We start from the raw sequence: 13082 nt of genomic DNA, 5'->3' as shown, positions 1-13082 counted from the left end.
AGTTATTTTAACATCTTACCTGTTTCTTCCTGCACCCTTTTCAAAACCACCGTCAACTCTTCTTTTGACATTTCTAACGAAGTAGAAACTTCATTGCCTTCAACCATGCTTAATAATGCTTTATCCTGAGCTCTTCCCTTGGTCATCGCCTCGTGATAACCAATATCTTCATTGAACGTTACTAATGAATATTTTGAAAAGTATTCTGTCGGAAATGTTTTTTCCAAATCCATTTCTATTTTTCTCTTTTCCTTAAAAACTGGGTTTGCCACATGATCTCTCATTTCAGCATAATTTTCGACTGCTAAATACCCAATGGCGTCTGCATCTTGTTTTCTTGCTTTTTGATATGCCGAAAAGATTTTTCCCCAGTCGGATTCATCACTTTCATATTGATCTAAAACTCTGTCCAATACCACTACATCTTCAAAGGAAGCATTCATTCCCTGTCCATAAAAAGGCACCACAGCATGCGCGGCATCTCCCATCAAGATTGTGTTTCCTTTATAATACCACGGTACGCATTTTACCGTACCTAATCTTCCCGTTGGATTGTTTTCAAACTCTTCCAATATATTCGGAATCAATGTTAAAGCATCGGGAAATTGCTTCTTAAAAAAGTCTTTAATGTGTTCTTCTGACGCTAATTCTTTGAAATTATACTCGCCTTCTTCATGACCTAGAAATAGTGTTACCGTAAAACTTCCATCCATATTTGGTAAGGCAATCAACATATAATCTCCTCTCGGCCAGATATGTAAATGGTCTTTACTGATTCTATGTGTTCCTTTAGCATCTGCTAAAATTTCCAGTTCCTTATATCCATGTGTTAAGAATTCTTGTGAAACTTTGAAATCGGAAAACTGTTTTTCGTAACTCTTTCTAAGGGACGAACCGGCACCATCTGTTCCAAAAATAACATCCGCATTTATCGTAAATTGTTTTTTGGTTTGGTATGATTCGAACGCTACCGTCTTCCTTTCAACATCCACATCTAAACATTTATTATTAAAATGTATGTTCACATTTTCATGCTTTTCAGCTTCTGTTAGTAAAATTCCATTTAGATCTCCTCTTGAAATGGAATTGATATATTCTCCTGCTCTACCCGAATAATTAGAGGCAAACGTATTTCCTTGCCTGTCATGCATCAATCTTCCATACATAGGAATGCATATTTCTTTAGCCTTCTCTTCTACACCCGCCAAACGCAATGCTTTTAATCCTCTATCTGACAATGCTAAGTTAATGGACCTTCCAGCTGAAATATCCGTAGTACGTAAATCGGGGCGACTTTCATAAACTTCTACTTGATAGCCTCTTTGCGCTAACCGCAATGCCAATAAGGAACCACATAACCCAGCTCCAATTATTAATATGTTTTCTTTTTTGTTCATTTTAATTTTGTCAGGTCGAACTCAGTCAAAACCTAATTTTGAGACCTCTCGACTGCGCTCGAGGTGACATCCATTATTTTAATACGTTTTTCAAAGTTTCTACCATTCGATATACATCTTCAAAACTATTATACATCGGTACGGGTGCACAACGAATCACGTCGGGTTCTCTCCAATCGGTAATTATATGGTTATCGGTTAGTTTTTGATGTAAGCTTTTGTCTGCGTTTTTCACCTGAATAGACAATTGACACCCTCTTTCTTTTGGGTTGGATGGTGTAATGATCTTAATATCTCTTGAACCAATTTCATTGATCAAGAACTCAAAATAACCTGTCAACTTCTCTGATTTTTTGCGTAAAGCATCCATTCCAACTTTTTCAAACAGATCCAACGACGCCTTAATAGCTGCCATGGATAAAATGGGTGGGTTGCTCAATTGCCATCCTTCTGCTCCGGACATTACGTCAAAAGGTTGACGCATATTGAAGCGAGTTTCCTTATTGTGATTCCACCAACCTGAAAATCGCGGTAAATCTTTAGTATGTGCATGTTTTTCGTGCACAAATAAACCTGCTAAGCTTCCTGGTCCTGAATTTAAGTATTTATAGGTACACCAAGCCGCAAAATCAACACCACTATCATGCAAATTCGGTTGTATATTTCCAGCTCCGTGTGCTAAATCTATTCCGACCATGCAATTCTTCGCATGTCCCAATTGAGCGATTCTTTTTATATCTAAATACTGGCCTGTATAATAGTTGACTCCTCCTATCATTAACAAAGAAATTTCATCTCCCTGCTCTTCAAGAATAGTCTCCAAATCCTCCATTCTCAATAGTTCCTCTCCATCTCTTGGTTTCCATTCTACCAAGCCTTCTTTGGCATCAAATCCATGAAATTCTAACTGAGATTGCACCGCATATCTATCCGATGGAAAAGCATCACTTTCAATAAGTATCTTGTACTTCGTTTTTGTAGGCTGATAAAACGATACCATTAACAAATGAAGGTTGGTCGTAAGTGTATTCATTACTACCACTTCAATAGGTTTTGCTCCTACAATCTTTGCCATATTTTCCGTTAAAAACTCATGGTATGGCATCCAGGGGTTAGCTGCCTCAAAATGACCTTCTACACCATAATTTGCCCAATCATCTAACTCTTGTTGAATATAATCCTGCGTTGCCTTTGGTTGCAACCCTAAGGAATTCCCTGTAAAATACAACCAATCCTTTCCTTTGATATTTTTAGGAATATGGTATTCGTTTCTTAAATAGGACAGTGGATCTTCTTGATCTAATCGTTGAGCGTAATCTAGCGTAGTTTGGTACTTCATTAGCAAAAAAATGACAGCTTTAAGCCGATTTTGTATTTCTTATTCTGTAAAAATAAGGAATAAAAATCGATACTTAATTGTCATTTCGAAATGAGTTTTGACATCGTCAAGATGATTGAGAAATCTCTTTATTAAGATTTCTCACATTCGTTCGAAATGATATACTTTACTTCAAAATTCAATTTGAAAGTATTTACTAGTAAAGCACTCTAAACTTTATCGTGCCTTCTATCTTTTTTAAAGCTTTAATCACCTTTTTGTTGTACTCTTTATCGATATCGGTAATTACATACCCAACCTTAGCATCTGTAGATAAGTACTGACCAGTAATGTTCAATTCGAACTCTGCCAACACTTTGTTAATACTCGCCATAATACCAGGTACATTTTTATGGATATGTAAGAATCGGTGTGCATTTACCTGTCTAGGTAATCTTATATTTGGGAAATTCACAGCATCTACTGTATTTCCTGAGTTAATATAAGCCATGATTTTACCTGGTACAAAATCCGCAATATCTTTTTGAGCTTCTTCTGTACTTCCTCCAACATGCGGAGTCAAAATTACATTTGGCAAACCTCTTAGTTCTGTATAATAATCACCATTTGCCTTAGGTTCTTTAGGATACACATCCACTGCAGCTCCAGCCAATCTTCCTACCTCCAAAGCCTTTTTAAGTGCCTTCATATCTACTACAAAACCTCTTGAAAGATTGATGAGATAAGCACCTTCTTTCATCAGCGCAAACTCATCGTCTCCTATAAAATTTTCATTTGCCTGGTTATCATCAATATGTAAAGTAATTACATCTGCCATAGATAATAATTCCGAAAGTTTTTCCACTCGAACTGCATTTCCTAAGGCTAATTTATCCTCTACATCGTAATAATACACCTTCATTCCAAGCGCCTCAGCCAAAACGGACAATTGCTTTCCGATATTTCCGTACCCTACAATTCCCAGTTTTTTACCACGTACTTCTTTAGCTCCTTGAGCTGTTTTGTTCCATAGCCCATTGTGTAATTCTGTACTACGTTGAAAAACGCTTCGCATTAACATAATGATCTCTCCAATTGCTAACTCAACAACGGAACGTGTATTACTATAAGGGGCGTTAAATACAATCACTCCATTTTCCTTAGCTGCGTCTAAGTCTATTTGTTTTGTGCCAATACAAAAAGCACCAACAGCCATTAATTTCTTTGCGGATCCTATAACTTTTCTAGTCACTTGAGTTTTAGAACGTATACCCAGCACATGAACCCCTTTCAATTTTTCAATTAGCTCATCTTCAGATAAACTTGTCGATACTGTCTCTACGGTAAAACCATCCTTAGATAATTTTGCAAAAGCATCGGGGTGCACATTCTCCAATAACAACATTTTGATCCTATTCTTGGGATAGGAAATATTTCTAGGCAATTTATTTACATATAAGAATTCATCAAAATTAGGAGCAATATGATCTGCATTCTCTATGGTTCTATCTCTAACAACATTCTCTGTGTACGCAAAAAAACGATCAGCAACTCCTGCTTCCTTGGTCACGTAATCACTATAACCATCTCCAATCACTTGCACCTCTCCTTCCAGATTCAAATCTTTTAAACATTTTATCTTTCCGTTATGCGTAGATAATACATTATCAGCATCAAAGCCTATAATTCTATCATCCTCATCAAATTCAAATGTGTTTGCATACACTCTTTCAGACGGAATATTATAATCTTTAACGATATCATCTATAAATTCTTTGAATCCGCATGAGATGACATAAATATCTTCTGAATAGTTTTCAAAGAATTCCTTATTCCTTTCTATTGAAGTTGACACCTTTTTTCTCAACTCATCAATCAATAAAGAAAGATCGGATTTCTTAGCATTTAGCAATTTTATACGTCTGTCTAATGATTCCGTAAACGAAATCTCACCATCTATACCTAAATTGGTAATGTCAACTATCTCCTGAATAATCTCAGCTTTCTGAGGGTTATTCACTAATGTAATCTCTGCCAGAACATCTAACGCTTCTACCCTAGTCAATGTGCTATCAAAATCAAATACAAAGTTTCTCTTTGTTGGGATCATGTCTAAATTTTACAAGGGATAAACTTACAAAATGAAGTGTTAATATGATACTTTTATTATACCTTTTTACTAAACCGTTTTCTTAATTCTATATTGGGTAAAGAATTCACATACAACTTACTAAATGATACAGGAAATGTAGTTTCCTTAGGAGATCATCAAAAGGGATAACCACCAAAAAATGGGAATCGCCTCTACAAAAAAGGAGCTATAATATTTAGGTTGATCTTCTTTGGCTCTCATTAAGAAAACAAGAATGACAAAGAAGAATATCATAAATACATTTTTAAAAGATGTGTTTGATGCCTCCATAAATTCAATCGTCAATGCAAACAACATTAACGCCAATCCAAATCTTTTGGTCTGAGCCACACCAATCCTTTGAGGAATGGTTTGAAGAGAGACCTCATCATACCTTAGGTCCCGGATATCGAAAGGTAGGATAAGAACTACTACAAGAAGAAATCGTTGTACTGCCAACAAGATTGCACTTGCTTCTATAGGTTCTTCCATGTGATATATCGGTAATAATACTGTCGTAGCCGCCCAAATGAAAGCTATTACCAAAACCTTCAAATGTCCAATGCTTCTCAAATTTTTTTGAAAACCACTTAAAAAAGGTACTGCATATAGCACAGTGAGAATTCCGAACGGCACAAAAAACAACAAGGTTCTAATGGGTAATTTATATGCATACCAGCACATAGCAATAAAACAAACCAGTGAAAAAAGCTGAATGATCCGTAAATTTTTAGTTAAGCTCATATGGTGTAATTTTGCAACTCCCGCATATTTCACAAAATTATACCCCGATATGGTAGCAAAAAAAATAAAGTAGTCAAGGTCCTCTTGATAATCAATTCCAAAATACAATGCCGTGATCCTTGTAAAAGCATAAACTGCTAAAGCTACGTGAATACTGGAGTTGATATAAAAATCAAAAATCACTTTTAGAAAACTCATATTACAAAAATAAGTATTCTTTTTACAATAGGAACCTTTTATATAGGCATCGTTTTTTTTATGATAATTGACATATTCTAAATCTCTTTTTTTCACTATTTTTGATACGCAAAATTTAACATACAACTAATGAATACAAATTCGTTTCAACTAAGGCATATTGGTCCTAATCCATCAGAACAGGAGCAGCTATTGTCTGCTATTGGTGTATCCAGTTTAGAACAACTAATTGATGAAACTATCCCAGATGATATTAGATTAACGGCACCTTTACAATTAGACGCTCCAATGAGCGAATATGAATACTTAAACCATATAGAAGCGGTTTCTAAAAAAAATAAAGTATTTCGAAGTTATATTGGACTGGGGTATCATGAAGCGATTATACCTAGTGTAATTAAAAGAAATATTTTAGAAAATCCAGGATGGTATACGGCATATACCCCGTATCAAGCTGAGATTGCACAGGGAAGATTGGAGGCATTACTAAATTATCAAACAATGATTTGTGATTTAACTGGAATGGAGTTAGCGAATGCTTCATTGTTAGATGAATCTACGGCTGCTGCTGAAGCAATGGCCTTATTATATGATGTACGAGAGAGACCTCAGAAAAAAGCAGGCGTAAATAAATTCTTTGTTTCTGAAGAAATATTACCACAAACTTTATCGGTTTTACAAACTAGAGCGATTCCTATTGGCGTCGAATTAATTGTTGGTAATCATGAAGAGTTTGATTTTTCCGATGAATTTTACGGAGCCATTGTTCAATATCCTGGAAAACATGGACAGGTATATGATTATACAGGTTTTGTAGGAAAAGCGAATGCTAACGGAATCAAAGTTGCAGTTGCTGCGGACATCTTATCATTGGTAAAGTTAAAAGCACCAGCCGAATTTGGCGCAGATGTCGTTGTAGGAACTACACAACGTTTTGGTATTCCACTGGGCTATGGTGGTCCTCACGCTGGTTATTTTGCAACTAAAGAAGCATATAAAAGAAGTATTCCAGGAAGAATTATTGGAGTTACTAAGGATAGAGATGGCGGTAGAGCATTACGTATGGCCTTACAAACTCGCGAACAACATATTAAGCGTGAAAAAGCAACTTCTAACATTTGCACAGCACAAGTATTATTGGCGGTAATGGCTGGAATGTATGCCGTTTTTCATGGTAAAAACGGAATGCAGTTTATTGCGGATAGTGTACACACGAGTACAACCACGCTAGCCAATGCCTTAACTGATTTAGGTTTTGAACAAACCAATTCACATTATTTCGATACGATTACTGTAAAAACAGAAGCCGCTGCCTTAAGAACGGTTGCAGAAGCAAATGAAATCAACTTTAATTATATAGATAATAATACCATTTCAATTTCTATAAACGAAACTGTTGGACTAAAAGAAATCAATGCTATTGTGCATACCTTCACGACAGCTTTTAACTTGCCAACAACAGAAGTGGATACTTTTGTAAAGACCGATGTAATTCCTGATTTAGCTAAAAGAAATACCTCTTTCTTAGACAACGAAGTATTTAATTCCTATCAATCAGAGACTGAAATGATGCGTTATATCAAACGTTTGGAACGTAAAGATTTAGCATTGAATCATTCCATGATTTCTTTAGGTTCTTGTACTATGAAATTAAATGCAGCTTCTGAAATGCTACCATTGAGTTTGGCAAATTGGGGAAATATTCATCCTTTTGTTCCTCTAGATCAAGCTCAAGGATATCAAGAGGTACTGAAGAAATTAGAAGAACAATTAAACGTAATTACTGGTTTTGCTGGTACCTCATTACAACCTAATTCGGGTGCGCAAGGTGAATTTGCTGGACTAATGACTATTAGAGCGTATCATCATAGTAATGGAGATTACCATAGAAACATCTGTTTAATTCCTGCTTCTGCGCATGGAACCAATCCTGCTTCAGCAGTGATGGCAGGAATGAAGGTAATTGTAACCAAAACAGCAGATAATGGAAATATTGATGTTGAAGATTTAAGAGCGAAAGCGATTGAACATAAGGATAATTTAGCAGCGTTAATGGTTACTTATCCTTCTACACATGGAGTATATGAAAGTGCTATTAAAGAAATTACGCAAATTATTCATGATAATGGTGGTCAAGTCTATATGGATGGCGCAAATATGAATGCTCAGGTTGGATTAACAAACCCTGCAACTATTGGTGCTGATGTATGTCATTTAAATCTGCACAAAACATTTGCAATACCACATGGAGGTGGTGGTCCAGGTGTTGGGCCTATTTGTGTGGCTCCACAATTGGTTCCATTCTTACCTTCGAATCCAGTAGTAATACCCACAGGAGGTAATCAAGCAATCACTGCTATTTCTGCTGCTCCTTGGGGTAGTGCTTTGGCTTGTTTGATTTCTTATGGATATATTACCATGTTAGGAGCACAAGGCGTAACAGATTCAACTCGACTGGCTATTCTCAATGCTAATTATATCAAAGAACGCTTACACGGTCATTACGAAACGTTGTATTCTGGAGAAATGGGTAGAGCTGCGCATGAAATGATTATTGATTGTCGTGATTTTAAAGAAAATGGCATTGAAGTGGTAGATATTGCAAAACGTTTAATGGATTACGGATTCCATGCGCCAACAGTATCCTTCCCTGTAGCTGGAACTATGATGATAGAACCTACGGAATCTGAAAATAAAGCAGAATTAGATCGCTTTTGTGATTCAATGATCTCTATTCGTAAAGAGATTGCTTTTGCTAAAAAGGAAGACCCAAACAATGTGCTAAAGAATGCACCCCATACGATGGCTATGGTAACAAACGATGAATGGGATTTCCCGTATTCTAGACAAGAAGCGGCATTCCCACTAGAGTTTGTCTCAGATACTAAATTCTGGCCAAGTGTGCGTCGTGTTGATGAAGCTTTTGGTGATAGAAACTTAATCTGTTCTTGTAATCCTATTGAGGATTATATGGAAGCATAAAGAGAAACTAGTACTCTTATAATATATAAACTCAGCAATTGAATTGCTGAGTTTTTTATGCCCATTTATCACAAAATCAACAGCACGTCACAAAAGTGATCCATAGGCAATTGCTAATCTTTAATTTTAGAGTATTAAAACACCCAGTATGAAAATTCTACACTGGCTATTATTCATTTTAGTCCTTCTTTGTATTTCAACAACGATACATTCACAAGAGTATCAGATTCTTTTTACCAAACAGATTAATGGTTCAGATCAATTATTTACATTAGATTCCTATGGAACTTTAAAACAAATTACCAAACATCCAAGAAAAGATAGTAGTCCGGTAATTTCTCCTAGCGGAAGTCATATTATATTTACCTCTGAACGTGTTGGCTGGTGGAAAATCTGGTCTATGGATATCAAAAAGAATTCATTTAAACAGTTAACAAATTCAAATGCTGCGACATACAATCCTTCATGGTCTCCTAATGGTAAAAAAATTGTGTTTGTTTCTTCAAAAAGTGGCAATAGTGACATCTATATAATGGATAAAAGAGGTCAAAAGCAAAAACGAATTACCCGAAGTAAAAAAACAGATACTATGCCTATGTGGGGAAATGATAATTTTATCTACTATTCTTCAGAAATTGATGGAATTTACCAAATCGTAAAAATAAAACCCGATGGCTCTGGCAGACACATAATTACTACCGGTACTAGCAATAAGTTTGCCCCTCAATTATCTAAGGATAAAAAGAAGATTCTCTATTATGGAGACAAGGATGGTAATCTCGAGATTTACGTGTATGACATCCTGGACAAAAAGACAACGCGCATTACAAAAAATCCTTTAATGGATATACGTCCTAAATGGTCCTTTGATGATACCAAGATTGTATTTGAAAGAGGTAATAAAAGAAATAATCAGCATATATATATTATGAATGCAGATGGAAGCAATCAAAAAAAGTTGACTAATAGAAACTACAACTATGCGCCATCATTCATCCCTATAAAATTCAAAATAGAATGAATAAAAAAAGCCTCGACAATGTCGAGGCTTTATATGCTTTAAATTCTAAAAGATTACTTTTTGAATTTTGAGTATTTGTTTTTGAATTTGTCAATACGTCCTGCAGTATCAACTAATTTAGACTTACCAGTGTAAAATGGGTGAGATGTTCTAGAAATCTCTAATTTTACTAAAGGATACTCAGTACCGTCAACATCTAAAGTTTCTTTTGTGTTGGCAGTAGAACGTGTTAAAAAAACATCTCCATTAGACATGTCTTTAAATGCTACCATTCTATAATTTTCTGGATGAATTCCTTTTTTCATTGTATATACTTTTAATACTTTAACTTATATTTATCTCCGAGTAAAGTTGGTAAAGCTATTACTCTAAAAATAGTTAAATACTCACTTTTAACTATCGAGGGTGCAAATTTAACCATATTTTTCTATTTACAAACAAATAAATTATTTTATTTGTATAAAACAATCTCAAATGAATTTCAAAAAGTATAGTATCCTTTGTTTATTGACTATCACGCTGTTATCTTCTTGTGACACGCCCTATAAATTTAAAGTTGATGCTCCTAAGTCGGTCAAAATGAATGGTTCGTTTACAGTGAAGCTGACTGAAAAAAACAATCAACCTATAGATTCGGTACAATTTTTTGTAAATGGAGTACCATATGCCTCGGATGCAAAACATAGTTTTTCGGCAAATTCTGCTAACATTGGTTTAGGAAAACATGCGCTTAAAGCGTTGGTATTCTATCCAGGAAAAGTAAAAAGATTAAACAACACTATAGAAATATTTTCTGACTTCGCCCCTGCCATTTATACGTACAAAATTATAAATACCTATCCTCATGATGCTAAAGCATATACACAGGGCTTAGAATATCATAATGGATTTCTATATGAAAGTACAGGACAACGTGGTGCATCTTCCATAAGAAAAGTAGAAATTAAAACAGGGAAAGTATTACAGAAGATAGATATTGATAAAAAGTATTTTGGAGAAGGTATCACCATCTTTAACGATAAGATCCATTTTCTAACTTGGCAATCGAAAAAAGGTTTTGTCTATGATCTAAAAACCTTGAAAAAAGAAAAAGAGTTTGCATATGGAAAAAGTTCAGAAGGCTGGGGCTTTACTCACAATGATTCTGAATTAATTAAATCTGATGGAACTTATAAGATCTGGTTCCTGGACCCTGAAACGCATAAAGAAAAAAGAGCTATTCAGGTGTATCACCATAAAGGAAGCGTAAAAGATTTAAACGAGTTGGAACTGATCAATGGAGATATTTATGCCAATTATTGGAAAAAGCCAACAATCGCAATTATCGATGCTTCAACAGGAGCTGTAAAAGGATTGGCCAATTTATCTGGGCTTCAAAACCAAATTAAGAAAAGCCAAAAACTTGAAACGGATGATGTATTAAACGGAATTGCTTTTGATGCTAAAAACAATAGATTATTTGTTACAGGGAAAAATTGGGGGAAATTATTTGAGATTGAATTGGTAAAAAAGCAATAATAGAACCGAATAAAAGTTATATTTTTAGCTAAATTTATTGCATGAGATATCTAGTATCTGCCTTACTACTCTTACTTCTAATTTCTATCACTTCCTGTAGAAAAGATTTTAGCACGATCCCAAGTTCGGGAAACCTTGCATTTTCTAAGGACACGGTATATCTAGATACTGTTTTTACCAATATTGGATCGGCTACCTATAATTTAAAAGTATACAACAGAAGTAATAGTGACATTACAATCCCAGACATTCGCTTGGAAAATGGTACGAGTTCTAAGTACAGATTAAATGTTGATGGAGTTCCTGGAAAGGCTTTTCAAAATGTAGATATTTTGGCTAAAGACAGTATATTCATTTTTATTGAAACTACCATTGATATTACTTCGGTAACCAATCCATTATACACAGATAAGATCTTATTCGATACAGGTTCGAATCAACAAGATGTAGATCTAGTTACGCTAGTACAAGACGCTAGATTCATTTATCCTGGCCGGGATCCAGTAACCATGGACATAGATGTGCTTACCTTAGATGGCCAACCCACTACAATACATGGGCGCTTTTTAGAAGACAGTGAGCTGACATTTACCAATGCGAAACCCTATGTAGTTTATGGATATGCTGCAGTACCTGCGAATAAAACGTTGACCATTGAGGCTGGTGCCAGAATTCATTTTCATAGCGATTCTGGATTAATTGTAGACGATGGCGGTAGCTTGAAAGTAAACGGTTCTTTGACTGATAAAGTGACTTTTGAAGGGGATCGGTTAGAGCATTCTTTCAGTACCATTCCTGGACAATGGGGTACCATATGGATGCGTGCCGGTAGTATTGACAACGAAATACATCACGCCATTATAAAGAATGGTATTGTTGGTGTTTTGGTGGACTCGATTTCCGATACTACCACAAGAACCTTAACGCTAACCAATACTGAGATTTATAATCATTCAAATTACGGAATCCTTGGTAGGGAAACCAATATCCAGGGAACAAATCTTGTCCTTGGAAATGCTGGACAGGCGTCTTTAGCAGCGACCATAGGAGGAACTTATAATTTTACACATTCAACCTTTGCTAATTATTGGAACAACGGTATTAGGCAGTTACCTACGGTTTTAGTGAACAACTTTTTTACGTTTACCAATAGTAGCGGTCAAGAAGTAACAGAGACCAGAGATTTACATGCCGCCAATTTCAACAACTGTATCATTGATGGGAATTCCAATATTGAGTTTATCTTAGATAAGGTAGATGGTAGCCTCTTTAATTTTAGCACTACAAATTGTATGATCCAGTTCAATGATATTAATGGCACGTATGCTGGGGTTTCTGAGCTTGATTTTACAAATGCTACTAAGTATCCTGGAGTCATATTAAATGGTACTCCTCATTTTAGAAACACTGCTATCAATGACTTCATTATTGGGAACATGAGTGATGCGATTAACAAGGCCAATGGTGCATTTTCTGCACTTGTACCTTTAGATATATTGGGAGTTGATAGAACAAGCATGCCCGATATTGGAGCGTATCAGCATATTACTTTTTAAGGTTTTCTGACTTTCTTTTTTTATAAAAATCATACAGCGAAAAAAAGCCTATTGCCGTCCAAACAGTCCGGTACAACCATATATTGATCTCAAAATTTAAAAATCTAGGAGTAAACGTTTCACTAACAAAACTCTTCATTAGGAATGCGATACAAACACCTCCGATAATTATTCCAGTGTATTTCATTGCAAACTTTATTCTTGGTTATATTTTGTA

9 protein-coding genes are annotated in these 13082 nt (G+C 35.4%); 4 read left to right on the top strand and 5 right to left on the bottom strand.

The features are described 5' to 3' along the window. Positions 1-2: 2 nt before the first annotated feature. The 4 genes from RQM59_RS10480 to RQM59_RS10465 all read right to left on the bottom strand — a co-directional run bounded on the left by RQM59_RS10480 (position 3) and on the right by RQM59_RS10465 (position 5788). Positions 3-1397, bottom strand: coding sequence for an FAD-dependent oxidoreductase (locus RQM59_RS10480; protein ID WP_349242058.1), 1395 nt, complete (start codon positions 1395-1397; stop codon positions 3-5). Positions 1398-1470: 73 nt separating this feature from the next. Next, entirely contained in the window at positions 1471-2736 is a 1266-nt protein-coding gene (gene kynU, locus RQM59_RS10475; protein WP_349242057.1) for a kynureninase, read from the bottom strand. A gap of 196 nt (positions 2737-2932) precedes the next feature. Further along, complete coding sequence (gene serA, locus RQM59_RS10470) at positions 2933-4825, bottom strand: phosphoglycerate dehydrogenase (RefSeq protein WP_349242056.1); 1893 nt, start codon at positions 4823-4825, stop codon at positions 2933-2935. A gap of 147 nt (positions 4826-4972) precedes the next feature. Next, complete coding sequence (locus tag RQM59_RS10465; RefSeq protein ID WP_349242055.1) at positions 4973-5788, bottom strand: UbiA prenyltransferase family protein; 816 nt, start codon at positions 5786-5788, stop codon at positions 4973-4975. A 129-nt stretch (positions 5789-5917) separates the two neighbouring features. On the opposite strand from RQM59_RS10465, the gene gcvP reads away from it, so the two are divergent. Beyond that, positions 5918-8770, top strand: coding sequence for an aminomethyl-transferring glycine dehydrogenase (gene gcvP / locus RQM59_RS10460; RefSeq protein WP_349242054.1), 2853 nt, complete (start codon positions 5918-5920; stop codon positions 8768-8770). A gap of 148 nt (positions 8771-8918) precedes the next feature. Then, positions 8919-9791: a TolB family protein gene (locus tag RQM59_RS10455; protein WP_349242053.1), complete on the top strand. Its 873-nt coding sequence runs from the start codon at positions 8919-8921 to the stop codon at positions 9789-9791. Between the two features lie 53 nt (positions 9792-9844). On the opposite strand, the gene RQM59_RS10450 is transcribed toward RQM59_RS10455, so the two are convergent. Next, positions 9845-10096 carry a type B 50S ribosomal protein L31 gene (locus RQM59_RS10450; RefSeq protein ID WP_349242052.1) on the bottom strand — a complete coding sequence of 84 codons (252 nt, stop codon included), beginning with the start codon at positions 10094-10096 and terminating at the stop codon, positions 9845-9847. A 169-nt stretch (positions 10097-10265) separates the two neighbouring features. On the opposite strand from RQM59_RS10450, the gene RQM59_RS10445 reads away from it, so the two are divergent. Continuing rightward, positions 10266-11309, top strand: coding sequence for a glutaminyl-peptide cyclotransferase (locus RQM59_RS10445; RefSeq protein WP_349242051.1), 1044 nt, complete (start codon positions 10266-10268; stop codon positions 11307-11309). Between the two features lie 41 nt (positions 11310-11350). Then, on the top strand, positions 11351-12865 hold the full coding sequence (locus RQM59_RS10440; RefSeq protein ID WP_349242050.1) for a hypothetical protein: 1515 nt from the start codon (positions 11351-11353) through the stop codon (positions 12863-12865). The last annotated feature ends 217 nt before the right edge of the window (positions 12866-13082 follow it).

This window comes from Asprobacillus argus (assembly GCF_032248395.1).
Classification (GTDB): Bacteria; Bacteroidota; Bacteroidia; order Flavobacteriales; family Flavobacteriaceae; genus Polaribacter; species Polaribacter argus.
The sequence above is the reverse complement of the archived record's forward strand: the minus strand, read 5'-3'. Positions and strand labels throughout refer to the sequence as shown.

Excerpts from the sequence above, each read along its gene's own strand:
- RQM59_RS10480 (WP_349242058.1), bottom strand. The coding sequence starts at position 1,397 with ATGAACAAAAAAGAAAACATATTAATAATTGGAGCTGGGTTATGTGGT.
- kynU (WP_349242057.1), bottom strand. The coding sequence starts at position 2,736 with ATGAAGTACCAAACTACGCTAGATTACGCTCAACGATTAGATCAAGAA.
- serA (WP_349242056.1), bottom strand. The coding sequence starts at position 4,825 with ATGATCCCAACAAAGAGAAACTTTGTATTTGATTTTGATAGCACATTG.
- RQM59_RS10465 (WP_349242055.1), bottom strand. The coding sequence starts at position 5,788 with ATGAGTTTTCTAAAAGTGATTTTTGATTTTTATATCAACTCCAGTATT.
- gcvP (WP_349242054.1), top strand. The coding sequence starts at position 5,918 with ATGAATACAAATTCGTTTCAACTAAGGCATATTGGTCCTAATCCATCA.
- RQM59_RS10455 (WP_349242053.1), top strand. The coding sequence starts at position 8,919 with ATGAAAATTCTACACTGGCTATTATTCATTTTAGTCCTTCTTTGTATT.
- RQM59_RS10450 (WP_349242052.1), bottom strand. The coding sequence starts at position 10,096 with ATGAAAAAAGGAATTCATCCAGAAAATTATAGAATGGTAGCATTTAAA.
- RQM59_RS10445 (WP_349242051.1), top strand. The coding sequence starts at position 10,266 with ATGAATTTCAAAAAGTATAGTATCCTTTGTTTATTGACTATCACGCTG.
- RQM59_RS10440 (WP_349242050.1), top strand. The coding sequence starts at position 11,351 with ATGAGATATCTAGTATCTGCCTTACTACTCTTACTTCTAATTTCTATC.